The organism is Pseudomonas profundi (assembly GCF_008638305.1).
GTDB lineage: Bacteria > Pseudomonadota > Gammaproteobacteria > Pseudomonadales > Pseudomonadaceae > Halopseudomonas > Halopseudomonas profundi.
On the sequence record NZ_VTPZ01000001.1, the window covers coordinates 414,328 to 440,320 of the forward strand.

Consider the following 25,993-nt stretch of genomic DNA (forward strand, 5'->3'; position numbering starts at 1 on the left):
GACCTTGTTTCGTTCTCGGAGTATTCCATTACACGGAAAATTACTTGTATCCCTGCGGATTACGTTCCTGCCACCGCCAGGCATCAGCACACATGGCTTCAAGCCCTAACCTGGCTGACCAGTCCAACTCGGAGGCAGCACGCTGTGGATCAGCGTAACAGCTCGCCACATCGCCTGGTCGGCGATCGGAAATCACATAGTCCAGTGTTTTGCCGCAGGCTTTCTCGAACGCCTTGAGCATATCCAGCACCGAATAACCGATACCGGTACCCAGATTGAATGCCCTGATGCCCGCTTGGCTGTTCAACCATTCCAGTGCACGCACATGCCCGTCAGCCAGATCCATTACATGAATGTAGTCGCGAACGCCGGTTCCGTCATGGGTTGGATAGTCGCCACCGAACACATTCAGCCGTTCACGACGGCCCACGGCTACCTGGGCTATGTAGGGCATGAGGTTATTGGGGATATCGGCAGGGTCCTCACCGATAAGGCCGGACGGATGGGCACCGACCGGATTGAAATATCGCAGCAGTGCAATATTCCAATCCGGATCAGACATATGCAAATCGCCCAGCAGCTCTTCAATCATGAGCTTGGAACGGCCATAGGGGTTGGTGGCGCTGGTAGGAAAGGCTTCGTTGATAGGAAGACTGGCTGGGTCCCCGTACACCGTCGCGGAGGAGCTGAACACCAGGTTCTTGACCCCGGCGCGTTGCATCGCGTCGCAGAGCACCACAGTGCCACTTACGTTGTTATGGTAATAGCGCAGGGGTTGGGCGACGGACTCACCCACGGCTTTGAGGCCCGCAAAATGAATCACCGCGTGGATATCGTTAGAGGAGAAAATGCTATCGAGCAGAGGGGCGTCGTTGATATCACCCCGGATCGCAGCCACCGTTTTGCCGGCGATTTGCTCTACCCGGCGCGTGGCCTCGGGGCTGCTGTTACTGTAGTTATCCAGCACCAGCACCTGAAACCCGGCATTAAGCAACTTGATGCAGGTATGCGAACCGATATAACCGGCGCCACCGGTCACGAGAATGGTTTTGCTCATCCGCAGCGCTGCCCTCACTCAAAAAAGTGAGAGCAGTATATCAGACAGACTGAGAATTCAATGAGGCGTGCGACCAATAGCGCCACACGCCCCGCAGCTACGTCACAGTGCGCGAATACTATCGAGCAGCTTCTGCGTCTCACGCTCCATCAACGCGGCATCGCCACGGCTTTCCACATTCAGGCGAATCACCGGCTCGGTGTTGGAGGCGCGCAGATTGAAGCGCCACTGCTCGAAGCGGATGCTGACACCGTCGGTGTAATCGACATCCAGCGCATCCTTGGCGTACTGCCCTTCGATGGCTTTGAGCACCGCGGGCGCGTCATTGACCGTCAGGTTGATCTCGCCTGAAGACGGATACGCCGCGATACGCTCATCGACCAGCGTCGACATCGGCTTGCCCTTGCGGCATAGCAGCTCGGCTACCAGCAACCAGGGAATCATGCCGCTGTCGCAATAGGCGAAGTTGCGGAAGTAGTGGTGAGCGCTCATTTCGCCGCCGTAGGCTGCATCTTCCTTGCGCATGCGCTCCTTGATGAACGCGTGGCCTGCCTTGGTTTGCACCGCACGGCCGCCATTCTGCTCAACCTGTTCGATGGTATTCCACACCAGACGCGGATCGTGAATGATGGCTGCGCCTGGCTCCTTCTTGAGGAAGGCTTCGGCCAGCAAACCGACGATGTAATATCCCTCGATAAACCGACCCTGCTCGTCGAACAGGAAGCAGCGATCGAAGTCACCATCCCAGGCAATACCCATATCCGCACCGTGCTTAAGTACCGCTTCACTGGTGATCGCGCGGTTCTCAGTCAGGATCGGGTTGGGAATGCCATTCGGGAAGGTGCCGTCGGGTTCGTGGCAGATCTTCACGAAGGTGACCGGAATATTCTTTTCCTTAAAGGCTGCTTCGATGGCATCGATAGCCGGGCCCGCTGCGCCGTTGCCTGCATTGACCACCAGCTTGAGCGGTGTGAATGCTTCTGGCTCGATATAGCCCATCAGGTGCTCAACGAAGTCCGCACGGGTATCGACGAGCTCATAGCTGCCACGCTGGTCATCCGGTACCGACCGATCACGACCATCAACCAGCTCAAAGTGGCTGGCTTCGGCCATTTCGCGGATGTCTTTGAGACCGGTATCAGCCGAAATCGGTCGACTGCCCTCGCGCACCAGCTTCAGGCCGTTGTAATCGATCGGATTATGCGATGCCGTCACTTCAATGCCGCCGTCCACGCCCAGGTGGAAGGTCGCAAAGTAGACTTCTTCGGTGCCGGCCAACCCCAGATCCAGTACATTGACGCCTTCATCACGCAGGCCATTGGCCAAAGCGGCTTTGAGCTGCGGAGAGGTTTCGCGCACGTCACCGCCCAGCACGATGCGCTTGGGTTTCAGCCACTTGGCAAAAGCCCGGGCAATGCGGTAAGCGATGTCTTCGTTCAGTTCGGTTCCGAGCTGGCCGCGAATGTCGTATGCCTTGAAGCACGTAAGCTGTGTCATGTCAGTTTCCTATGATTTCCATTCTGCCTTGATCCGCCGCAACAGTCCGGCGGTGGACACATCGGTGTCATCCAGGCTTGAGTCTTCGCCACGAATCTTCGCCAGGGTGCTCATGGCGATCTTCTTGCCCATTTCCACGCCCCACTGGTCGAAGGGGTTGATCCCCCAGATCACCGACTGCACAAATACCTTGTGCTCATACAAGGCAATCAATGCGCCCAGACTGTAGGGGTTGAGCTCGTCGAGCAGGACCGTGGAACTGGACTGGTTGCCGCGATAGCGCATGTGCAGTGGCAGCTCTTCAGCATTTTTCAATGCAGCGTCGCCCAGTGCCAACAGGCGTGACTGAGCCAGGCAGTTAGCCAGCGACAACTGATGCTGCGCAGCCAGCTCCTCCGCCGCTTCATGATGCTCGGCTTCGTGGTAACGGCGTACCGGTACGATGAAATCGCAGGTGACCGCCTCGGTGCCCTGATGCAACAGCTGGTAGAAAGCGTGCTGAGCATTCGGGCCGACATCGCCCCAGATAATCGGACAGGTGGAGCGAGCCACCGGCTTGCCTTCACGGCTGACACTCTTCCCGTTGGATTCCATCTCCAGCTGCTCGAGATACAGTGGCAGCTGTTTTAGACGTCCGTCATAGGGCAGGATAGACAGCGCGTTGATATCCAGAATATTGGTATTCCACACGCCGATCATGCCCATCAACACTGGAAGATTGTCCTGCCAGGGCGCGGACTTGAAGTGTTCATCCATATCATGGGCGCCAGCGAGCAACTGCCGGAAGCCGTACATGCCGATCTTCAGCGCAATCGGCAGACCAATCGCCGACCACAACGAGTAACGCCCGCCCACCCAGCCCCAGAAATCCAGCTGGTTCTCTTCGGCAATGCCCCACTCGGTCATCTTGTTTGGCGATGCCGACACACCGATGAAGTGGCAATGCAAAATGCTGGAACTGGCGCGCTTGCCAAAGGACCGCTGCAACCACTGCAGAGCCGTTGCCGCATTGGTCAGCGTGTCGATGGTGGTGAAGGATTTTGATGAGATTACAAACAGCGTCGACTGTGGTTTCTTGTCTCGCAAGAGCTGCGACAGCTGGCTGCCGTCGATAGTCGACGCGAAATGCACGTTCAACCGGTGCTTGGTCGGACAAGTGAAGTCATTCAGCGCCTCGGTGACCATCAAGGGGCCAAGATCCGAGCCGCCAACGCCGATGTTGATCACGTCAGTAATCACTTCGCCGGTGGCGCCGCGCCACTGCCCGGCATGGATCTGATCAACTATCCGCTCCATCTGCTGCAACTGGCCATGCACCTGGGCGGTTACATTGTCTTCACCGACCTGGCATTTGGCATCTGCCGGCAAACGCAGCGCCCAATGCATGGCCGCACGCCCTTCACTGCAGTTGACCTGTTCCCCGCTGAACAGCTTGTCGATCCAGCCCTGCAGATCGTGCGCGTCGGCCAGATCAATCAGATGGCGCAGGGTCTGGGTGGTCATGCGTTGTTTGGAAAAGTCGTACATCAGCGGGCCGAACTGCCGATGCATCTTGTTGAATCGCTCGCTATCCTCGGCAAAGAAATCGGCAAGATGCTGTTTCTCCACCGATTTACCGTGAGTGATCAGCTCGTCCCATTGCTTGTCTCTGGCTTCAGTCATCAGCGTCACTCAGCGTCGTCCAATCCCAAAATATTCAAACCCGTTCTGCTTCATGAAGTCCGGGTCCCAGATATTGCGACCGTCGAGCAGCAACGGCTGCTTCATCGTGGCCTTCATATGAGACAGGTCAGGACTCATGTATGCATCCCATTCGGTTACCAGCATCAGCGCGTCGACATCCACAAGCGCCGCGTAAGGATCCTTGTGCAGAACCAGATCGCGGCGGTTGCCAGCCCACTCTGCGAGCGCGGGTAAGGCGCGCGGGTCGTGCACATGCACCTGCACGCCTTGCGCCCAGAGCGCCTCGATCAACTTGAGCGCAGGGGCATTATCGATACGTGCTGATTCAGGCTTGAACGCCACGCCCCAGATCGCCACCTTGCGGCCCTGCAGATCGGTGCTGTAATAGCGCCACAATTTGCGGAACAGCGATTCCTTCTGACGCTCGTTGATGCGCATCACCTGGTCCAGAAGTTGTGCCTGGATGCCGCTGTGCTTCAGCGTCGACGCCAGATTCATCACGTCCTGCGAGAAGCTCAGGCCACCGAAACCGCAACCCGGGTACAGGTAGCTATCCCCGATGCGCTGATCCTTGCCCACACCCTGACGCACGCGCTCGATATCCACATCCAGCATGTCAGCCAGATTGGCCATGTCGTTCATGAAGCTCAGGCGGGTCGCGAGCATGCCGGTGATGGCCAGCTTGGTGAACTCCGCCTCACGCGGACGCATCATCATGATGTTGTCGCGGCGGCGGTTATAGGGACGCAACGCCTCGGCAACCATGCGGCGACCCCAGGCCGAATCACAGCCCAGCAGCCAATGGTTCGCTGCAGTGAAGCTCTTCACCGCAGCGCCCTCGATCAGCAGATCCGGCAAGCTGGCCGCGACGCGCTGCGTGGACTCACTACCTGGTAGCTCGCCAAGGGCGCGTTCCAGTGCTTCGGTGGTCCCTACGGGGAAAGTTGACTGATTCACTACCACCCAGCTGCGGCCGCTTTCAGTCGGAAGCTTGCTGATGATGTCAAAGGCGAGATCGACATCTGTGGGCGATAGCGCCAGCCAGATGATCGCGGCACGCTCGTCTGGCGGCACATCACCGGCCGCCAGCTTGAAACGACCAGCGATGGTTTGTTCGGTCACCAGTTCAGGCAGGCCCGGCTCACGATAGGGGCAGCCGCCATTGGCCAGGGTCGTTGCTGCGGGTCCCTCCGGCACGTGCAAACACACGTTGTGACCTGTGGATGCCAGGCCGGCAGCACTAACGAGCGCGCACAGCGTGTCTCCATACACATCGATATACATTGCGCTTAAATCCTCACTGGTACTGCTTTAACAGATCCCGGAAGTCGCTACCGAGTTTGGGGTGTTTGAGGCCATAAGCCAGAGTGGCTTCGAGGTAGCCGAGTTTGCTGCCGCAGTCGAAGGAGCGACCACGGATGCGGAAAGCATCTACGCCCTGCTCTTCCATCAGCGTAGCGATGGCATCGGTCAACTGAATCTCGCCGCCGGCGCCTGGAGGCGTGTTGTCCAGCAGATCGAAAATACGTGCGGGCAGGATGTAACGGCCGACAATAGACAGGTTGGATGGTGCTTCATCACGCGGCGGCTTCTCCACCACACGATGCATCGGCGCGCCGTCACCGGCTTCGAGCTCGACGCCGCTGATATCCACCACGCCATAAGAGCTGACCTGGTCATAGGGGACCGGCTCAACCATGATCTGCGCATTGCCGGTTTCATGGAAGTGCTCAGCCATCACGCCCAGGTCAGTGCGCGTACCTGCCTGCTGAACCAGCACATCGGGCAGCATGACGGCAAAGGGCGCATCGCCAATGATGGCGCGGGCACAATTGATTGCGTGGCCCAGACCCAGAGCCGAGCCCTGACGCACCACCGACACCTTCAATCCGGCGGGGGCAGTTTCCTTCAACACCTCAAGCAATTCATGCTTGCCGCGGCGCTCGAGCTCGGCTTCGAGCTCATAATTCTTGTCAAAATGGTCTTCAATCGCGCGCTTGCTGGAATGGGTCACCAGCACGATTTCGTTGATACCTGCGGCGAGCGCTTCCTCCACCACGTACTGAATCACCGGCTTGTCTACGACGGTGACCATTTCTTTGGGAATAGCTTTGCTTGCGGGTAGAAAACGAGTACCAAGACCTGCGACGGGGAGAACGGCTTTAGTAACCTTCACGGAAACTCCATGTATTGAAAATCGATGTCAGTAGTCCATGCATGCCATAAGCCTGCGGGGCGCAAGCCAGCCATGAAAGGAACGCCAACCTGCCTGTTGTGTGGAACGTTTTCTGGGCCCGAAGTTCCCTCGAAAACCAAATCATAACGAAGCAGATGCCAGCCAACACGACCACCGCCAGTCCCGCTGCTAAGGAACAACGCAAAAGCTATATCGTAGGAGGGGCGACTCGCCGCGATGGCGTCCACAGGACGCCCCAAAGCTTCATACCTCACACATCACAAGGTAGGAGTGCCGCCTCGGGACGCCGAACCGCCGGCACGACGGCGGCCGCAGGCCGCCCCAGGACTGGGACCCTCTGCCCACTAGCCTAACCAGCCAACCCCCCATCCCCGCGCTCATAAAACACCACCCCAACCCGCTCAATATGCTCAACCAACGAAGGCGTATCGATTTCCCCCATCAAAGAAAGATCCACCGACCAGGGAAGAAGCAAATCATCAATCTCATTCTCAATCGCAAGAAGATCGGAAAACGTCAGACCCTCCCCCTTTATCGCGAGATCAATATCCGAACCAGAGCGATAATTACCTTTAGCACGGGACCCATAAAGCAACACCGCATCAATCTTCGGCCAACGCCTGAACACCTCACAGAGGTGATCAATCGCCAATGCTGGCAGCCCGTACAACGCCACGCTCATACCTCCTCGGCCCTGGTCTGCATGTCGCCTTCAAACTGGGCGAATAAGCCATGGTAACTATCGAGGATCTTGTCGGTTATTTCGTTAGCAACCGATTCGTTGTAAGTATGAGCAGACTGGTTGCGGCTCTTGATCATTTCCATCCACCCTTCGCCGTCCGCAATCAACCCTTGCTTGAAAGCCTGGCGGATGGCGTCGCGGGACCCTGTAATGGCTGGATTGCCTTGATAGAGAAAGTAATCTTTCATCACATTCCAGGCCAATTCAAACACAAACTCAAACGCCTGAATCAGCCCCTGCTTTTCAAGGTCACTAAGATCTCGCGTACCCGCCAACTCCACAGCGCTTGTCAACCTGGCGCGCGCCCGCTTGAAGTTCGCCAAACGCTGCACCCATCGAATGTCCGGATCGCCCATCACTTTCTCCTGGATTTAGAAACTGTGTTAGCACCCACGACCGTCTAAGCGATCAACCCCGCCCTGCCTCCGCCAGTATCTCCGCAACCACAACACAAGTCTTATCCATCTCCGCCTCAGTCAATGTCGGATGGACCAAAAACATCAAACTTGTCTCACCCAACTTCCGCGCAACAGGCAAACGCTCAGCAGGCCGCCAGCCAGTGTTATCAAAGGCCTTCTCCAGATACACCTCAGAGCAGGACCCCTGCAAACACGGCACACCTCGGCTCGCTATTTCATTAACGATACGATCCCGATCCCATCCCGGCCCCAAGTTCTCAGGACGCACCTGTACATAACATTTGTAGTGAGCATGCACATTGCCGTTGGCCTTATCAAACTCAGGCACACGTACCACATCGAACTTCCGACAGGTCTCCCAAATACGCTCGGCATTGCGGGTACGGGCTGCAGTCCATTCAGTCATCCGCTTCAGCTGAATGCGCCCGATAACGGCTTGCATCTCAGTCATGCGCCAATTGGTGCCAAAGCTCTCATGCAGCCAGCGAAATCCAGGCGGGTGTTCGCGCTCATACACGGCATCCCAGGACTTGCCATGATCCTTGTACGCCCACATGCGCTTCCAGAGCTCACGGTCATTGGTTGTGACCATGCCACCCTCACCACCGGTGGTCATGATCTTGTCCTGACAGAAAGACCAGGCACTGATATGACCAATCGAACCAACCGAACGCCCTTTATAGCGTGCGCCATGCGCCTGCGCGCAATCCTCAATCACATAGAGCCCGCGCTCCTGCGCCAACGCCATGATCGGATCCATATCGCATGGCCAACCAGCAAGATGCACACAGATGATCGCCTTGGTGCGCTCAGTCAGTACTGCGCGTACCGTTTCTGCTGTGATGTTCTGCGAGTCGGCATCCACGTCTGCGAACACCGGTACCGCGCCGGCCGTCACGATGCTTGAAGCAGAGGCGAGAAAGGTACGAGAGGTCACAACGACCTCATCGCCAGGGCCTACCTCAAGTGCTTTTAACGCAAGATCCAATGCTACCGTACCGTTGGTCAAAGCGATCGCAAAACCGGAATCAGCCCAGGAAGCAAATTCCTTTTCGAATTCGCGGGCTTCCTGACCAGTCCAGTAATTGACTTTATTGGAAAGCAAAACATCACGCACAGCGTTAGCCTCTTCCTCAGTGAAGGAAGGCCAGGGAGAAACAGGAGTGTTAAGCATGAAGGACCTTTGAATGCAAAAAAGCCGGACATTCCGGCTTTAAAAGTGTTCACAAATGAAAGCTAGTTGCCCAAAAAATCAAGACTTTACCAACAACCTTGCAGGGTTACCTATCACAGTGACACCGGGCGGGATATCCTTAGTCACAACAGCCCCCATGCCGACTACTGCACCTTTACCAATTACGAGCGGTTTGGCGGGAGTTCCTTGCTTTATTATCGCGCCCGTACCGATATAAGCATGGTCTTCTATGTGAACATTTCCATTACACCTGACCCCAGGCGCAAACGTCACGTAATCGCCTATAACACAGTCGTGCGCGACATAACTATAGATGTTGGCATGAAAGTGCTTGCCAATCCGGATGTTCGAGGTCAGCTGCGTAAAGTGACAAAGAATAGCCCCTTCACCGACCTCGACCTCGTCCAAAACCACGGTGTTATCGGCAGTAACCTGAAGCACGCTCAAACCATCGTTTTCACATTTGATGGCGAGCTTTTCCCGCACGCCGCTGTCAGCAATAGCTAACACTACAAATTTATTGATAGCGTCGTACGAAAGGAATCCGGAGTAATCCCATACTGGGAAGCCATTAATCTCAGTACTGTTAACGCCGTCATCGATAAAAACAAAGCGAACGTCCGCGGATATCGAGTGATAATGCGTTTTGACGAGGGGCATGACCTCCCGGCCAAAACCACTCGCACCATATATGCCGATAATCGTTTCAGTCATGTTTTTCTCCAGAATCATTTCCAAAAAATCGGCTCATGGTCGCCTCACCCTCAGCGCTAATACCTTCGCGCACCAGCACTTTCTTAACCGTCAAAACCAGAATCTTGACATCTAGCCAGAGCGATTGATTGTCGACGTACCATACGTCCAGCTTGAACTTCTCATCCCAGCCGAGCGCATTGCGACCATTGATTTGCGCCCACCCCGTCACTCCAGGACGCGCCTCATGGCGACGATACTGCTCAGCCGAATACAACGGCAGGTACTCCATCAGCAGAGGACGCGGCCCAACCAGACTCATCTCGCCCTTGAGTACATTCCACAGTTCGGGCAACTCATCCAGGCTGGATGAGCGTAAAAACTGACCAAAGGGCGTCAGCCGCTCGGAATCCGGCAGAGGGTTGCCTGCTGAGTCGATGGCATCCTTCATGGTTCGGAATTTCACCATTTTAAAGGGCTTACCACCTTTTCCGGGGCGTACTTGCTTAAACAAAACCGGCGAACCGAGATTTTTACGAACTTTCCAGGCAACAATGGCGATAACCGGTGATAAAACTAGCAAGCCAAAGCAAGAAGCGAACAGGTCAAAAAGGCGTTTGATCATTGGATACCCATTTCCCGCAACATGTGATCATTCACTTTACGAACATCGTATTTTGCTTCTGCTAACAACCGAGACTCGTACCCCATTCCAACAACCAGCTCTGGCTTCTCAATAAAATTGATCATTGCAGCAGCAAGCCCTGTCACCGACTTAACCGGCACTAAAAAACCATTTTTTTCATGTACAACGGTTTCCCGACAACCCGGTGCATCCGTTGTAATAACCGCTCTGCCCATCGCCATGGCTTCCAAAACGGTACGCGGCGTTCCTTCACGGTAAGAAGGCAAAACATAAACGCTACTATCAGCAATAGCAGGTTTTACATCGGTCAAACGACCATAAAACTTAACCACACCGGAATCGACCCAGCTCTGCAACTCAGCGCTATCAATCGCATCCGGGTTTTCATCTATCCAGCCAACCAATCCAAAACCCACCCAAGGGTACTGCTTACGCACTGCCGTTGCAGCCTGCACGTATTCCCGCACACCTTTATCGCCCAGCAATCTTGCAATAAGCAGGAACTGAGTCGTTTCAGGAAAAGGGGCAACAGTAAAACTATCAACATCAATGCCAGAACCATTCACAACAACCGTCTTACGATTAGACCAGTCAAGAATACCCAGGTCGTAAAACAAGGCTTCATCATCCGGATTTTGAAAGAAAACCTTGTTTACCCTCGCAAGCGCAAACCGGTACAAATTTCGTACAATACGCTTCAGCCAAGAACGCTGACCAGCCTCCCCCTGAAACGCATACCCCAACCCTGTAATCAACGCAAAACGATACGGTACTCCAGCTAACCAAGCGGCTACATTCCCATAAATAACCGGTTTTATTGTATAAGCCAAAGAGAAATCGGGCTTTAAGCGCCGCATCAACCGCCAAAGGTTAAAAAGTGAACCCAAATCAGAAAATGGATTAATCCCTGTCCGGTTGAGTGGAACTTCATGTACCTGAACGCCCAAAGCTTCCAAGCGTTGTCTTACTTCGCTGTTCGCTGGTAAATCCGGTGCTGCTACATGAACATCCAGCCCAGCAGCCAACAGTGCACGCAGCAGTGGGCCGCGAAAGTTCAGCAAAGAATCGGGATAGCCGGCCACCATTAAAAAACGCTTTTTCACAACTGCTTAACCCACATTCTCAATGTACCAGGGCATCGCCTTGGCTATGCCCTCCATGATGCGATACTCCGGCGCATAGCCCAGCTTACCTGCAGCCTTCCTAATATCCGCCTGCGAATGACGCACATCACCGGCACGGAAGTCACGGTACACAGGGGCTTTTTCATGGGGCTTGCCGTTTTCAGCCAAGGCAGCCTGAAGCGCACGGTATAAATCATTCAGTGTGGTGCGGTCGCCCACGGCAACGTTGTATACTTCATTTTTGGCGCTGTCATCCGCCGAGGCGGCCAGCAGGTTGGTCTGCACGGCGTTTTCAATAAAGCAAAAGTCGCGGCTGGTTTCGCCGTCGCCGTTGATGAACACATCATCGTCCAACAACATGGATGCCGCCCACTCGGGGATCACCGCCGCATAAGCGCCGTTGGGGTCCTGGCGTTTGCCGAATACGTTGAAATAACGCAGGCCGATGGTGTTGAAGCCGTAGGTTTTGGCAAACACATCGGCATATAGCTCGTTGACGTACTTGGTTACTGCGTAGGGTGACAGGGGCTCGCCGATGTTCTCTTCCACCTTGGACAGCGCTGGGTGATCGCCATAGGTAGAACTACTGGCAGCGTAGGTGAAGCTTTTTACCCCAGCAGCGCGCGCGGCGACCAGCATATTCAGGAATCCATCAGTATTGGTGGAGTTGGTCGCAGATATAGCGATCTATATAACTCTGCGTAACGCTCAACCATTTTATCCAAAGTAAATTTTTTCGCTTGAGTACTTGATGCACGAGATAATTTCAAGCGGTCGACTTTGAGCTTGCCTGTAACACTTGCTATTTTTTCAGCCCATCGCTCTGGGACCCTATGATCAGAAACCAACAAGGCAGCGAAATTTGATTCAGGGGAAAGGACCTCTATTAGGCCATCCACATCAGACGCTATAACTGGAAGCCCCGTTGACATACCTTCCACAGCAACCAGCCCGAATCCTTCCCATACTGAAGGAATAAGCTGTATGTCTGCATTGTGGAAATACTCTTCTAGCTCATCACGCCAACCCAAAACCCTTACTATATCGGCCAAACCTAGTCTGTTAATGAGATCAGTCAAGCGTGGCCGTTCAGGGCCCTCGCCAATTATAATATACTCTCTAACTGTTCCACGGGGCAGAAGAGCAACTGCCTTGATCGCCACATCAAAACCTTTACGGAAATTTAATGAACCAACCGAAACTAGCTTTATGGGTCCCGCAACATTTGGCCGATGACACAGAGCAAAGGTTCTTCCACCGTTATTAATAGTTTGAACAGACCGCATTCCGCCAGCCGACAACCATTTGCTAAGCGAAGCTTTTACCCCATTACTAATACATACAACCCTATCGTATCTAGAATACACGAACCTCTCCAGATATTTGAAACAAGGAATATCCCTACGCTTGTTTGTCGTACTATGCTCTGTGTATACAAGCATTACAGGAAGACCAACACACGCAAGCGCCGCGTAGTAAAATGGCCAGGTCAGGTGCGCATGAACGACTACATATGCATCATCTGTACAAAATTGTTTGATCTTAGCCCTTAACAATAATACAGATCTAGCATTTCTGGCAGAAACCCCTAACGAAAACTCTCGCTCTGTGAGAGCGAAACCAGAAGGAGCATCAAAATAAATAGCGTATGAATCAACACCGTATTTAGGCAACCGCTTGGTTAGCTCTGCAACCAATAGCTCAGCACCTCCACCTTGAGGAGAACTTATTACATTAAGCACAACCGGGCAATCATATGATTTTTGCGATCCTTGAGATCTCGCCTGCTTTTCCAATTCGTCGAATCCTTACCAAATATTTTCATTTAAGACAACGAGTAAAATCACTGACACCATAAACAAAAAAACCTGCAGCACAACAACCCTAAAAATTCAAAATAATCGGCAACATACAACAGGAGATTAAGAGCGAACCCAGCCCACGCTGCAGGGCAGCAAGGAACGCCATTCTAAAGCGCCCCCCACTAGCCAAAGTACTATAATTTCCAGATTGTGCTATACGGAAGCATTCCATTGGAACCTAGACTCAAGCCTCGTAGGTAGAAGAGGCTAAACACAACGAAGAGAAACCCGACAAGCAAATAAAAGCTTCTTCTGTTTACCACACACGAGGCCACATAGGGCAAACTAATAAACGCAAACATGCTGAAATACAATGGGATTCGATCCATAAAACCCATTTGAGAAACAACGTTACTGAACAAAAACCCATAAAATGTCAGGTAAAGTAGCGTCAGCCCTGTCTCATCTATCTTTGCGCTTTCACGCACATTAATAAAAAATATACAGAGCAGACAAAATAATTGATTAGCTAAAAACCTAACCCGAAGTCCTTGGTCGGTTACGCCTCCTTCAATATACGGGAGATAATCCGAAGGCACAAAAAATTTAAAGTAGGGCATCAGCAGGCCCGCGCCCCACGGGGATACGAAAAACATAGAGACAAGCCAAGCAAGCACTGCCAACTTAGCTCCGATACGCGCCTTGTCAAGAAATAACAGGGCTAGGAAAACGATGGCCGTGAAGTGAAACGTTGTCGCCAAAATTACGAAAACCAGAAACAGAGCCGTGCGACCTTTCAGATAAAAATGAAGGGAAAGCATCAACACGCCCATAGCAACCGCCTGCCTCACCCCATTGAACATAAAACCATATATATTCATACCTAAAAGTATGGAAATAGACATTAGATAGCTTCGCCCATACTTGTAAAGCAAAAAGAAAGCCGGCACCAAAGATATCGCAGCAGAAACAAAAATAACTATACTTGCTCGACCATCAAAGTAATAAACCAATCGATTTAATACTGTATAACCAAGCTCATACCTCAGAGTTGAATAAGGGTTTGACACAGAAGCTATGAGGTCGAATATCTTGTAGTAGGCGAGCGTATCTATCCCAACCGACTCATGCCTAACGGCAAGCGGAACGAATAAGATCAGGAAAGCAATTAGCAAAATAACAACATTCACGGCCCGGCGGTGCCGGCCTGCCAAGTCCGAAAAAAAACAAATCACACTAACCAAAAGGAAAGAAGCCACCAGATGCATAATCAGTTAACTCTCAATTTTTTAAGAACAGTAAATTTTATATAGAATTCCACAACATACATTTACTGAACATCCCTTTGACGTGACAACATTGTAGACTTTATCGTAAAGAAAAATATTTCACCCCAGCCATATTAACTTTGTCAATATAACAACCTGCAACACCGCTGACATCACATAATTATTTTTTTAAATTGATAATACCATTTAACACACGCTGTTAATCTATACTTAACGAGCCATACTACAAAACGTCTTTTGACTGGAATCTCCTTATTTGACAGCAAGGCTTCATCTGACTTATCAAATACATTCACTCCATTTCTTGCGCACTGTGATATTTGAAAAAGTCTTGATTGGAGCGCCATCTTTCTGAGGGTATCGGAATCAAGAGCATGAAAGTATAGCTCTCTCAATAGATCGTCTATTTTTCTTGCGGACTCTATCGACTCCAAGCCGAGGCATGCGGTGGTAGATTCACCGTGCTGCCTATAGATATACACGACTTCGCTTACACAAGATATCTTATAAGAACTTTTCTGAAGAATTCTTGCCAGCATCAATTTATCTTCCATGTAATTCATATTGCAGTTAAAACTAAGACCTTCATACAGGCTTCGCCTCAACAACTTATTACAAAGGCTACCATGGAACTCGCCCAACAGTAGCCCTTTTAAAAACATCTGGTGAGTTATACTAACAGGAGCCGCCACAACTGAATCCGTTCTTTTGTGCCGCACAAGATAGCTGCCAAGCACTATGTCCGCGGAAGTCTCTATCTGCTTATCTACAAGTGTTGATAGAGCGCCTTGAGGGACAACGTCGTCAGAATCCGCGTGTATAATCAGATCACCTGTGGAGGCTAACAACCCCGCCTGCCTAGCCGAAGCGACGCCTTTATTTTCTTGCGATACCAACACCCATCCTTCATTCTTCTCTGTGAACGTCTCAGCAATTCTAACAAACTCTTCACTAGAGCCATCGTTGACTAACACCACCTCCGTTCTTTCGTAGTCTTGAGACTCTAGACTTTCCAAACACTCTATAAAAAAGTCATTCGGGTTAAAAAACGGTACAATTATAGTCACCAATGGTTTATGCATCATATTGGGTACCGCCTTAAGTTTTTATATATTATCAGCTATATAACGAAGAGAGTGCTCGCGAAGCTCGGCCCACCGCAGTTCAACGTCGCCCCAGTTGATATCTTCGATTATGACATTATTTAAGTTTGTATCGATATCGACCAGCCGGCTAGTAAGGTTAAATAATTTAAGCAGCGAGTTGAATCTTGCGGCTCCTCGATCATGATTTGCCACAACAACGAATGGCTTTCTAAAAATCAGTGAAAATACGCATCCGTGGAATGAATCTGTAACTACGAAATCCGCATCGCGGAATGAACCAATCCATCTCTCGACAGAGGGATATTTATCAGGCTGGTAGCGCGAACGAGTATCCACGAGATGCTGGGGCCCGCATTCAAAAGTCTCTAAACCCAAACTGCTCGATACCGAACTAACAATTTCATTTTTTTCTGCAGTCGGATCAAGAATATATAAAAAGACTCCCTTGCCCCTCCCCGGCGTGTCTTGGACCTCTAGTAGACTTTCATAATTTTCTCTCGAAAGCAGCAATGTCGGGTCCAAGACAACTACAGCTTTGACACCGAGATTGTCCTTGCAGAGCGATACAGCGCTTTCTTCGCGCACCGAGATTGCCGCAAACTTAGCGACCAACGATCTGCACTTTTGGGTTTGCCTTTCCGAGTATTCCCAATGATCCACCCCAAAAGAAGCGGCATACGAAATCACAGGGAGCTCAGTCTCCAAAAAATCAACAAAATAGTTATATATATTTGGCGAATAACAAGGTCGCCATACTTGGTCGCTTCCAACTACAACCTTGTCATAATATATTGACTCAAAGTGCGCCGCTAGCTGAGCCTCTGTATTAATACATTCAGACCGAGCAACGTGCCGTTCAATAAACAATTTTATATTTGACGAAACATATTCTTGTTCTCGGTGCGAGAGTCTACGTCTGGCCACCCTTCCCGTTATCACATGGATAATTGGTTTGAGTAAATCCCGCAGGCGGGCTATACGTTTTTTTCTATCATACTGCCTATCAATCGTTACAACATCGTGGCCAAAATCAGACAAAACCTTCTGCAGCGCATACGCTTGCATTATTCCGCCGTAATTGCTTCTCAACGGCTGTGTTAGTATTGCAATCTTCATTCTAATACCCTTCTAATGCGCTTCGCTGCGCCCCTTCTATATTGCGCAATTTTGGTAGCGACTTTCAGCATTCCGAGTTCCGGCTTCATTTTCGCATCGAAGGCGCTCGCGGTATTTGTTTCATTCCAAGCAGCCAGGCTTATCTTCCGAACACGCCTGCGTAGCTTTTGAACCACTAGCACATCTAACGACACCGACCTATTTCGATAGCGCTTTTGCGATACAGAGATTCCGCTTCTTTTTGCTTCTTTTAATCTGACCGACAGCCCTTCATGCCGATGATTGTAGCTACCTTGCTGGGATGCTCGCATCGTTTCGGAAGAAATCTTCTCCATTGTGATTTCCTCTGACTCCATACCTTCCCGGATCAGCCTCTCAGCTAACGGACTCCTTGTAATCACAACACTGGGGCCTGCCCGTCTTGGCTGTACGGCTGCAGCGAGGCGTCTCCTAGAGAGATATCAGCAAGCTCGATTGTTACGTCTTCGCAAAAATTACAGGCATTTTCCTTAAAGGGACCCTCACCGTAGATATCGCCAATTTCTTTCATTGTTATCTGTAACCTTTTCCTGCGCCCTCAAGCCGCTAATGGATCTGCCAGATCCTAAAAGAATTTCAAAATATCATCGACGGGATTACGAGCTGAGCATGCCACACTGTATTCATCCTTTATATTTCCCACTGCAATCATCATAATCAAACGATCGCTCGCAGCTACGCTCGCAACCATTTTCACTTTTTTCTCCAGAAAACTGGGATAACAAGTATTTAATGGGCATGCCCCTAGGCCTGCTGCATGGATAGCAAGCATTAAATTCATTGAAAACAACCCCCCATCAATAAAGACTTGGTTGCTTTCATATTTGGTGAATGCTTTACCATCAGCCGCAACTATAATCAACTTATCAATAACGTCGGTAAAACCAGAGTTACCATTCTGATATGATAATATTTCGTTAATTTTTAATTTATCAGTGTGACAGTAAACCTTCCAGCCTTGGCGATTGCAAACGGAAGGGGCAGACTGCGCGACCTCAACTGAGGCGTAAATGAGCGCTTCACTTACTGGTTCTGGAGCAAAGTCACGAACGCTTACCCTGCTCTTGGCAAAATTAGAGAACTCCGCTAAGTTAATAGGGCTAGCAGTTTCTTTGCATACTTGTTTTAACCCCCCTATTCCGGTAGGGGCCGCGCATCCTATGAAGGAGTTCAACAGTAATTTCAGATCGCTCGGGAGATCGAAATTATTCTTCTTATTGAATTCTTGATACGCCAACAGTGTCTTTCGTATAGACGACGTTAGCTCGTCATCCCCATATTCGACCTCATACGCTTTCGCCTTTTCAATCACATCTCGAACTTTTGGTTGCCCAAAACCCAGCCTAGGTTCAGGCAAGGCCAAACCTTTTTCAATTATATGGTAGTGCTTGGTTAAATAGTAACGCAGATGATCTTTATCGCTTATCCTTGACTCTTTAAATGAGTACTTAAAGTGATGGAAAAAGTCATAAACTTTTGTAAGCGCCTCGCCAGTCGGTGTTCGGTAATATACGAAACTTCGTGCTTTTCTTTTCAGTATTTCGAGCATATATGACTCACTTTGAGGCAGAATTATTCAGGCGGAACTTCACAGATTTAAGCTTAACCAGCACAGAAACTCGCTCGGAAGCACCCAATCCAAATAAACCTACCGCCAACATAATGTATGCCGTAACCAATAACGCACTGATCAAAAATCCAACGTCCGGGAATGCGTAATATGTTGAAAATTCAAATAACAAAAAAACAGATATCGCGACAACCGCACCGCGGCCAAGCACTTCTTTTATATAAAACGGAAGGGGTAAATTTACTAGATTTTTCAATATTGTTAATCTGGCGATCAAAGCAAGCACCGACGAAAATATACTCCCGTACATAACCACTTGCGGCTCGCCACCTCCTTTCAACAGAAAGTAGGCTATAGGCAAACTCAACAACAATATTCCGCCAACAACAGTTTGATAGAGCTTTATTTTCCCAGTAGCTTGGGCCGAGGTTATTAGCGGAGCGGAAACGCTGTCAACCAGAATATTAATTATCATTAACTTCAAAAAAAATGATGCGAATTCAGGTACAGTGCCCAGCCACAGTTTTAGTATAAATTCAGTATTCGCAAGGACCGGCGCTGTTAATAATATAAGTAGGAATAGATTGTACTTCGCCCCGTAACAGACAAGCCGATGCATATACACCATATCTTTCGCAGCATAGGACTTTATTATCTGCGGATTAACAGCCATTTGTAGACTTTGCACAAAGCTGTTAAGTGCACCCGACGCCTGCATAGCGATTGTTCTGGCCGCATTAACGGTGGGCCCAAAAAATATATTCAGTAAGACGTTTACGCCTTGACCGCTCATGACGGCTGCCAGATTGCCCCACAGATTCCATCCGGTATAGGACAGCATGACCTTGAAAAGTTGCCCGTTCCAGTGCAGTCGAAATCGTGATTCAGAGAACTGTGTTTTGCTGTAACCTCTATAGATCATGAACACGAGCGCAACCACAACAAAGCTCAGAAGCCCATAAAGGATCAGCGTATCCGTCCCGAACCAGCCCAGCATGAACACAACCAGCAGCTTCAGCGTCACATCTATAATGCTTACCCAGGCAAACACGCCCATACGTTCATGGGCAATAATCAGGGCGTTATAGGGGACGCTGATTATAGTGACCATGAAAGAAAGTAGCGCAAGATGAAACACCCATCGCGCCGCTTCCATTCGCTCTGGTGGTATCGTTAAGTGATTATTCAGAAACCATATGCCGAGCGACTCACCAAGCAGCAACACGATCAACGCAATCAAAATATGTATATTCATGCTCATGCTGAATATGCCACGCATATCCTTGTCACCCGCCTTTCCAAGCTCGAAGGCGAGGAATCGCTGGCTAGCCGACGACATGGCTCCGTGCAGAAACCCGAGCATGGTGACGAAGCCCGCTACTACATGGTATATACCAAAATCTTCTACGCCGAGAGTCTGTAAAACGACTCTCGAGGTGTATAGCGTGACCGCCATTGTAAGCAACATGCGGAAGTACAGCATGCCGGCGTTCGTAGCCATACGTTTGTATTTGCTTCTTTGGTCCATGCTAGCCGGCATTGGTATTTGCTATGTACCAAGGCATGGCGATCTCGATACCTTCAGTTATTTGGAATCCAGGCTGGTAGCCCAGCAGGTTGCCGGCCTTGCTTATGTCTGCCTGTGAATGGCGCACATCACCCGCCCTAAAATCCCGGTATAGAAGCTGCGCAGCATATACGGCACCGTTTTGCGCCAAGGCTTGCTTTATAGCGTGGAACAATTCATTCAACGTGGTCCGATCACCTAGGGCAACGTTGTACACCTGGTTCACCGCATCGGGCTGCTCTGTGGTAGCGGCAAGCAGGTTTGCCTGCACGGTGTTTTCGATAAAGCAGAAATCGCGGCTGGTCTCTCCATCGCCATTTATGTAAACGTCCTCGCCTTTGATCATGGCAGCGGTCCATTTAGGAATTACCGCTGCGTATGCACCATCAGGGTCTTGCCTCTGACCGAATACATTGAAATAGCGCAGGCCGATGGTGTTGAAGCCGTAGGTTCTGGCGAAGACGTCGGCGTATAGCTCGTTGACGTATTTGGTTACTGCGTAGGGAGATAGCGGCTTACCAATGGTGTCTTCTACCTTGGGCAGGCCTGGGTGATCGCCGTAGGTGGAGCTGCTGGCTGCGTAGGTGAAGCTTTGAACTTTTGCATCCCGCGCAGCGACCAGCATGTTTAAAAAGCCGTCGATGTTCACGCTGTTGGTGGTGATGGGGTCGTTTATCGAACGCGGTACTGAGCCTAGGGCAGCCTGGTGGAGAACGTAATCGGCATTAGCGCAGGCGGCGTGGCAGTCTTCGAGATTGCGGATGTCGCCTTCGATGAAGGTGAAGCGTTGCCATTGGGTTTCGGATACCAGGCCTTGGACTTCGTCGAGGTTGCGTTGGTAGCCGGTGGCGAAGTTGTCCAGGCCTATGACTCGTTGGTCGAGCTTTAGGAGTGTTTCCAGTAGGTTGGAGCCGATGAAGCCGGCTACGCCGGTGATGAGCCAGGTTTTTGGGTTGGCCGGGAGTTCTTGTTGGAGCTGTTCGTAGCGGGTCATGGGTGCTTCTTTTTGATCTGGTGTGGTTTGTCGATGTAAAGGGCGACATTACTGATAAGTGCAGCGCTGGGGCGCTTTTTGTCGAGGTGGAACTCGATTCCCAGGGGGTCGCGGAGCGTTGTTATAGGCGTAGGTCTGATTCTGCTGCTGTTAGCAGGTATTTGAGATCGTAGAGTACGTGTTCGGGTTTGCCGAATTTGCGGATGTTTTCGGCACCTAGGGCTACGAACTGCTTATGGCCCACTGCGAGGATGATGCCGTCGTAGCCGTTTATTTCGGGTTCAGCTACGGGGGTAATGTTGTATTCGTGCTGGGCTTCTGTTGAGGAGATCCAGGGGTCGAATACATCAACGGCAATGTTGTATTCCTCTAGCTCTTTGACGATGTCCACCACTTTGGTGTTGCGCAGGTCCGGGCAGTTTTCCTTGAAGGTCAGGCCCATGACCAGGACTTTGGCGCCATCTACGTGGATGCGCTTTTTCATCATGCATTTGATCAGCTGGGAGACTACGTAGGCGCCCATGCTGTCATTCAAGCGGCGGCCGGCCAGGATGATTTGCGGGTGATAACCGATGGATTCAGCCTTGTGGGTCAGGTAGTAAGGGTCAACGCCGATGCAGTGGCCACCGACCAAACCGGGACGGAATGGCAGAAAGTTCCATTTGGTGCCGGCTGCCTGGAGTACCGCTTCGGTGTCGATATCCATCTTGTTGAAGATCACAGCCAATTCGTTGATGAGAGCGATATTTAGGTCGCGCTGGGTGTTTTCAATGACCTTGGCAGCTTCGGCTACTTTGATGCTGGTGGCTTTGTGGGTGCCGGCAATTATGATTTCGTTATACAGCGAGTCGATCAGGTCCGCTACTTGCGGAGTAGAGCCGGAGGTGACCTTCTTGATGGTGGTGACGCGGTGCTCTTTATCGCCGGGGTTGATGCGTTCAGGACTGTAGCCAGCGAAAAAATCTTCGTTGAACTTGAGGCCGGAGACTTTTTCTAAAACAGGGATACACTCTTCTTCAGTAGCGCCGGGGTATACGGTCGATTCGTAAATGACGATATCGCCCTTTTGAAGAGTTTTACCGATGGTCTCGGATGCCTTGTACAGCGGCGTCAGGTCGGGACGTTTGTGAGCGTCAATCGGGGTGGGCACGGTGACGATGTAAACGTTGGCTTGCGCGAGGTCAGCCGGGTTGGCTGAGTAGCTGAGCTGTGAGGCTTCTTTCAGCTCCTGATCGTCGACTTCCAAGGTGCTGTCGTGGCCTGCCTGAAGAGCAGATATGCGTGGCTGGTTGATGTCGAAGCCGATAACGGAGCGCTTTTTGCCAAACTCGACTGCGAGGGGCAGGCCTACATAGCCGAGGCCGATGATGGCTAGTTTGATGTCAGAGAGTTCTAGCATGTTGGGGTCCGGTGATTTGGTTTGCTGGTGGCGAAGATTAGTTGGAAGCTATTCTCTACGGGGCGTGGCCTTTGGCGCTGGGCTTGTACGGCGTAAGGTAATCGCTGTGGGTCGCGCGAGCTGAGGATTCGCAGGCTTCCCGCCTCAGTCGCTTCCTGATAAGGAGGCCCGAGTTGCTGGCTGGGTTGATCGACTGAACCCTCCATAATTGCCTGCACGCTTCAAGGGGCTCGGTTTTATCGGGTAGGCCTCATGGGCCGGTAGTTGCGGGGGCACTCCGATTCCTCAATGCAATTCGTAGCAAAGCGATTACTACTCCAAGCATGCCGCCGAGCAAAGCACCTAGAACTACTATTAGCGGCTTCCTTGGCTTAATGGGAGTTTCCGGCACGTCTGCCGCGCCATCAAGCGTAAACACCGAGACCGCATCCTTATCGATACTGATACCGCGCAGCATCATCAACTGGCTTTCTAAAGCCCTTAGTTCAGGGACGAAGGGATCGTCAATTTCGCGGTTTTCTAGCATATTCAGCTCTGCCTGTAATGCACGTGTACCGCGCATATACATCAAGTCACCTTCTACGAATGCGGCTAGTTCACTGTCTGCTGAGGTACGGCCTGCGGTGATCTGTGGGCTCTCGATTTCCAGCGCGGTTGCGATGCCAAGCGCTTCTCTCAACCGGGCTATACGATCCTGGCGCTGCTGCTGCGCGAAGGTGCGCAGACCGTCGATTCTGATCTCGGCTACCCGACTGCGCGTGGTGATTTCACTAAGTACGTTCTCGACCATTTCTTGGGTGGCGCGCTCTGCAGCAACGTTTACGTACTGATTGGCCCAGGCTGCAGCAAGCTCTGGATCTTTCAGCTCTACGGCGACCTCGTAATAATCGGGGCGCCCGCGCTGGTCAGGTTGCCTGACGGTTAAGGTTTGGTTAAAGCGGTTCAGCAAGCTATCTCTGGCGGCGGCATCTTCTTCTGCTAGGTCAACACCCCGATACGGCAGGTAATGCTGCTCAAAGAAGGCATTACGTAGGGAAGCGGAAAGCAGATTACGCTTGAATACGCTGTACACCTGCTCTGCCGTGTAATCGCTGAGAGGCGCAGCATTGTTCGACTCGCCGCCTAAAGACCTTTGCGCAGCGGACACAGACAAACGACCTACATTAAACGCAGCGATATCACTCTGACGCGGCGGGATGACGGTAGCTTCGGTCTTATACACTGGCGTGATAGTCAAAGCGTAAGCGACAGCTAACGCAGCGCCGAGTACGGTCACAGCAACGATCAGCCATTTTTCCTTCCAAAGGCTACCGCAAAGCTCAAACAGGTCAATTTCGCCCATATCTTCGCGTGGCACGCGCTTTCTTCTGTCTTCGTACACAAATAGCCTCGTTATCAAAATCCAAACACGCTACCGCCCCAAGATTTGCTGTCGATTTCTTGAGAACAGGTCAATGAGTTGTACAAGCCGCCCGCCTATCAACCATCCAAGCACGGCGCGGCCAAGGGGTAGAGAATGATAGACGCTCTCTACCCCGGGTGTCAGTTATTAGTCTGGCGATCTGATGATTCGCAGCGGGACGTTTAATTGCTGCTGACGCTGCAGGATTTGCAGCAGGATTATTGCTCGCTCGTCACCATCCGTTTTGTTGAAAATCGCATCCAGATCCTTGAACGGACCTTCCGTAAGATGGACGGTGCTACCTGGTGCAAACAAGGGTTGTTCGTGATGCTGCTCGAGGCGGCGTTTTATGTCGTCAATCAGCCCGGGCTCTACCGCAACGGGCGTATTGGCGAAGGTCACCAGTCGCAGCACGCCGCGGGTAGAGCGGATGGTATGCCAGCTGTCCGTGAGGCGGCACAAATGAACAAAGATATAACCGGGGAACAGTGGTTCTTCCACTTGGGTCGCTTTGCCCTGGCGGATAGCCTGGACGGTGCGTACTGGGCGGTAACAGGGGATGTGCTGGTTACGCAGGTTTTCCTCGGCGCGTGCATCCTGCCGGGGCTTGCATTGCACGACGTACCATTGAGGCGAAGGTGAGATTTCGACTGGCATCCTGTCCCGATTCCCGGTAACTGCGCATGGTTGAATATCGGAGCTGCCCCTAGCGTCCAGGCTTGGCATACCGCGACGAGCAATTTCGCGCGCATATTACTTTGGGGGGTGAGTTTGTTACAAGCTTTGTGGGGGTGGGGGCGATGAGTGGCTAGTGCAGGCTGGGTGCGTGGCTATCGCGAAGTAAGAGTGGGTCGGGATCTTTGAAAGCGAATCCCCCTAGCCCCCTTTGTCAAAGGGGGAATCGTATTGGGCGGCTGGATTGTTGGCATGACCAAATACCGTCGTAGCGCGTAGCTTTCTTGATACTAGCCTGTGGGGATGGTTACTTTCAGGGTGTGGCCTTTGGTTTGGGCTTGCTCGGTTAGCTTGGTGGCTAAGGCTTGTTTGGCTTGGGGGTCGCCGTGCACCAGTTTGACCTCTTCGGGCCAGTGGCGCATGCCGGTGATGAATTGGGTGAGGCCGCGTTGATCGGCGTGGGCGGAGTAGCCGCCAATGGTGTGAACGCCGGCTTTGATATCAAAGCGTTCTCCGTCCAGGTCTACGTACCCTCCCCTTGGCCCGTATTGTTGAATGGCCTGGCCGGGCGTGCCCTGCGCCTGATAGCCAACGAACACGACGTTGTGCCGGGGGTCGCCCAACATGGCTTTGAGGTAGTTAACTATACGGCCGGCATTACACATGCCACTGCCGGTAATGACGATTGCGGGTTGGAAGGTGTTCGCGAGTCGGTTGACCATGGCCAGGTGTTGCGCGTGGTTCTCTGTGGTTAGCAACTGATCGAAGGTTAACGGCTTGCGTCCTTGACTGACGCGCTTGAGTGCTTCGTCGTTCCAGTAGGGTTTGAGTTCGCGATACAGCGAAGTGAATTTGGTCGCCAGGGGTGCATCGAGTATGACCGGCAGCGTCAGCCGGGCCATGCTGGTCAGAATGTCTTCGAGCTCGTAGAGCAGCTCCTGGGTTCTGCCGATGCTGAACGCCGGGATTAACACCGTGCCACCGTCTGACAGGGCTTGTTCAAGCACGGTTTGCAGGCGAGCCTGGCGGGTGAGCCTGTCTTCATGGTTGCGATTGCCGTAGGTGCTTTCAAGCACGACGACGTCGGCGCGAAAGGGTGGCTTGGGTGCAGGCAGCATCGGGGCGTTGGGTGCGCCCAGGTCGCCAGAGAAGACGATGCGGCGTTTGTGCCCGGTGGCCGGGTAATGGATGTCGCACTCGACATAGGCCGAGCCCAGTATGTGCCCTGCCCTTTGGAAGCGTATCCGGCAGATGAGTTCTGGCTCATTTATTAGCGTTACCCATGTTTTATATGAATGGCCTTGTAGCCGCTGCTCGACAAGGCTGACAAACCGGTCGGCCAGCATGGCATCGCGCTTGACGCCAACCATGAAGGCATCCTCCAGCACGGTTGGCATCAATAACGCGGAGGGCTCAGTACAATGCACAGCGCCCTTGAAGCCTGCAGCAATCAGCCAGGGTAAGCGCCCTATGTGGTCGACGTGTACGTGGGTGGCGATCAATGCTTTGACAGTCTCGAGCTTGAACTCAACGTGCAGGCTGTTGCTATTGGCGCCATTGCCTGAGGTTTCCGCGCCCTGAAACAGACCGCAGTCGATAAGCAGGCTGGCCGTTGGAGATAACCATAACTGGTGGCAGGAGCCGGTAACGCCGGTTACCGCGCCGTGGTGCTGTATGTAAGGAAAGGATTTGGTCATTGCTGTGCAATCCGTTGCATCGACATGAAGCCCCACCATAACCGCGCAGCCCACCTCAAAGCGCGACGCATTTCGCATTCCTGC

Annotated in this window: 24 protein-coding genes and 1 pseudogene; all 25 read right to left on the reverse strand. The window is 51.9% G+C overall.

Annotated features, from left to right (window positions below):
- Positions 1-40: 40 nt before the first annotated feature.
- The 25 genes and pseudogenes from galE to FZE95_RS02000 all read right to left on the reverse strand — a co-directional run bounded on the left by galE (position 41) and on the right by FZE95_RS02000 (position 25,909).
- Positions 41-1,057, reverse strand: coding sequence for a UDP-glucose 4-epimerase GalE (gene galE / locus FZE95_RS01880; RefSeq protein ID WP_150299108.1), 1,017 nt, complete (start codon positions 1,055-1,057; stop codon positions 41-43).
- A 102-nt stretch (positions 1,058-1,159) separates the two neighbouring features.
- Positions 1,160-2,554, reverse strand: coding sequence for a phosphohexomutase domain-containing protein (locus FZE95_RS01885; protein WP_150299109.1), 1,395 nt, complete (start codon positions 2,552-2,554; stop codon positions 1,160-1,162).
- 9 nt (positions 2,555-2,563) lie between these two features.
- Complete coding sequence (gene pgi, locus FZE95_RS01890; RefSeq protein WP_150299110.1) at positions 2,564-4,216, reverse strand: glucose-6-phosphate isomerase; 1,653 nt, start codon at positions 4,214-4,216, stop codon at positions 2,564-2,566.
- A gap of 9 nt (positions 4,217-4,225) precedes the next feature.
- Positions 4,226-5,521 carry a UDP-glucose dehydrogenase family protein gene (locus tag FZE95_RS01895; RefSeq protein ID WP_150299111.1) on the reverse strand — a complete coding sequence of 432 codons (1,296 nt, stop codon included), beginning with the start codon at positions 5,519-5,521 and terminating at the stop codon, positions 4,226-4,228.
- A gap of 13 nt (positions 5,522-5,534) precedes the next feature.
- Positions 5,535-6,413, reverse strand: a complete 879-nt coding sequence (gene galU / locus FZE95_RS01900) for a UTP--glucose-1-phosphate uridylyltransferase GalU (RefSeq protein ID WP_218573626.1) — start codon at positions 6,411-6,413, stop codon at positions 5,535-5,537.
- A gap of 370 nt (positions 6,414-6,783) precedes the next feature.
- On the reverse strand, positions 6,784-7,116 hold the full coding sequence (locus FZE95_RS01905) for a nucleotidyltransferase domain-containing protein (protein WP_150299113.1): 333 nt from the start codon (positions 7,114-7,116) through the stop codon (positions 6,784-6,786).
- Entirely contained in the window at positions 7,113-7,532 is a 420-nt protein-coding gene (locus FZE95_RS01910; protein WP_150299114.1) for a nucleotidyltransferase substrate binding protein, read from the reverse strand. Before FZE95_RS01910 ends, FZE95_RS01905 begins: the two co-directional genes overlap by 4 nt.
- Before the next feature lie 52 nt (positions 7,533-7,584).
- Positions 7,585-8,769 carry a DegT/DnrJ/EryC1/StrS family aminotransferase gene (locus FZE95_RS01915; RefSeq protein WP_150299115.1) on the reverse strand — a complete coding sequence of 395 codons (1,185 nt, stop codon included), beginning with the start codon at positions 8,767-8,769 and terminating at the stop codon, positions 7,585-7,587.
- A 78-nt stretch (positions 8,770-8,847) separates the two neighbouring features.
- Complete coding sequence (locus tag FZE95_RS01920) at positions 8,848-9,504, reverse strand: NeuD/PglB/VioB family sugar acetyltransferase (protein ID WP_150299116.1); 657 nt, start codon at positions 9,502-9,504, stop codon at positions 8,848-8,850.
- Complete coding sequence (locus FZE95_RS01925; RefSeq protein WP_150299117.1) at positions 9,497-10,108, reverse strand: sugar transferase; 612 nt, start codon at positions 10,106-10,108, stop codon at positions 9,497-9,499. Before FZE95_RS01925 ends, FZE95_RS01920 begins: the two co-directional genes overlap by 8 nt.
- Complete coding sequence (locus FZE95_RS01930; protein WP_263398676.1) at positions 10,105-11,232, reverse strand: glycosyltransferase family 4 protein; 1,128 nt, start codon at positions 11,230-11,232, stop codon at positions 10,105-10,107. Before FZE95_RS01930 ends, FZE95_RS01925 begins: the two co-directional genes overlap by 4 nt.
- Before the next feature lie 6 nt (positions 11,233-11,238).
- Positions 11,239-11,925 (reverse strand): annotated as a pseudogene (locus FZE95_RS01935) (NAD-dependent epimerase/dehydratase family protein); the annotation flags it as partial.
- The gene (locus FZE95_RS01940) at positions 11,895-12,995 is read right to left on the reverse strand and encodes a glycosyltransferase family 4 protein (RefSeq protein ID WP_223824942.1); all 1,101 of its coding nucleotides are present in this window, start codon (positions 12,993-12,995) and stop codon (positions 11,895-11,897) included. The pseudogene FZE95_RS01935 and the gene FZE95_RS01940, both read right to left, overlap by 31 nt.
- A 254-nt stretch (positions 12,996-13,249) precedes the next feature.
- Positions 13,250-14,323 carry an EpsG family protein gene (locus tag FZE95_RS01945; RefSeq protein WP_150299119.1) on the reverse strand — a complete coding sequence of 358 codons (1,074 nt, stop codon included), beginning with the start codon at positions 14,321-14,323 and terminating at the stop codon, positions 13,250-13,252.
- Between the two features lie 173 nt (positions 14,324-14,496).
- A complete protein-coding gene (locus tag FZE95_RS01950) occupies positions 14,497-15,429 on the reverse strand; it encodes a glycosyltransferase family 2 protein (protein WP_150299120.1) in 933 nt (310 codons plus the stop codon).
- A 21-nt stretch (positions 15,430-15,450) separates the two neighbouring features.
- Positions 15,451-16,566 carry a polysaccharide pyruvyl transferase family protein gene (locus FZE95_RS01955; RefSeq protein ID WP_150299121.1) on the reverse strand — a complete coding sequence of 372 codons (1,116 nt, stop codon included), beginning with the start codon at positions 16,564-16,566 and terminating at the stop codon, positions 15,451-15,453.
- The gene (locus FZE95_RS01960) at positions 16,563-16,901 is read right to left on the reverse strand and encodes a hypothetical protein (RefSeq protein ID WP_150299122.1); all 339 of its coding nucleotides are present in this window, start codon (positions 16,899-16,901) and stop codon (positions 16,563-16,565) included. The genes FZE95_RS01955 and FZE95_RS01960 overlap by 4 nt, the downstream gene beginning before the upstream one ends.
- Before the next feature lie 62 nt (positions 16,902-16,963).
- Positions 16,964-17,116 carry a Coenzyme F420 hydrogenase/dehydrogenase, beta subunit C-terminal domain gene (locus FZE95_RS20020; protein ID WP_150299123.1) on the reverse strand — a complete coding sequence of 51 codons (153 nt, stop codon included), beginning with the start codon at positions 17,114-17,116 and terminating at the stop codon, positions 16,964-16,966.
- Positions 17,117-17,170: 54 nt separating this feature from the next.
- A complete protein-coding gene (locus FZE95_RS01970; protein ID WP_150299124.1) occupies positions 17,171-18,154 on the reverse strand; it encodes a nitroreductase family protein in 984 nt (327 codons plus the stop codon).
- Between the two features lie 7 nt (positions 18,155-18,161).
- On the reverse strand, positions 18,162-19,676 hold the full coding sequence (locus FZE95_RS01975) for a lipopolysaccharide biosynthesis protein (protein WP_223824927.1): 1,515 nt from the start codon (positions 19,674-19,676) through the stop codon (positions 18,162-18,164).
- A gap of 28 nt (positions 19,677-19,704) precedes the next feature.
- The gene (locus FZE95_RS01980; protein WP_150299125.1) at positions 19,705-20,736 is read right to left on the reverse strand and encodes an NAD-dependent epimerase/dehydratase family protein; all 1,032 of its coding nucleotides are present in this window, start codon (positions 20,734-20,736) and stop codon (positions 19,705-19,707) included.
- A 121-nt stretch (positions 20,737-20,857) separates the two neighbouring features.
- Positions 20,858-22,135 carry a Vi polysaccharide biosynthesis UDP-N-acetylglucosamine C-6 dehydrogenase TviB gene (gene tviB, locus FZE95_RS01985; protein WP_150299126.1) on the reverse strand — a complete coding sequence of 426 codons (1,278 nt, stop codon included), beginning with the start codon at positions 22,133-22,135 and terminating at the stop codon, positions 20,858-20,860.
- Between the two features lie 250 nt (positions 22,136-22,385).
- The gene (locus tag FZE95_RS01990) at positions 22,386-23,516 is read right to left on the reverse strand and encodes an LPS O-antigen chain length determinant protein WzzB (protein ID WP_223824928.1); all 1,131 of its coding nucleotides are present in this window, start codon (positions 23,514-23,516) and stop codon (positions 22,386-22,388) included.
- A 168-nt stretch (positions 23,517-23,684) separates the two neighbouring features.
- Positions 23,685-24,263 (reverse strand): transcription/translation regulatory transformer protein RfaH, encoded by a 579-nt coding sequence (rfaH, locus tag FZE95_RS01995; RefSeq protein WP_317845767.1) that lies wholly within the window; start codon positions 24,261-24,263, stop codon positions 23,685-23,687.
- Between the two features lie 239 nt (positions 24,264-24,502).
- Positions 24,503-25,909 (reverse strand): MBL fold metallo-hydrolase RNA specificity domain-containing protein, encoded by a 1,407-nt coding sequence (locus FZE95_RS02000; protein ID WP_150299128.1) that lies wholly within the window; start codon positions 25,907-25,909, stop codon positions 24,503-24,505.
- Positions 25,910-25,993 lie beyond the last annotated feature (84 nt).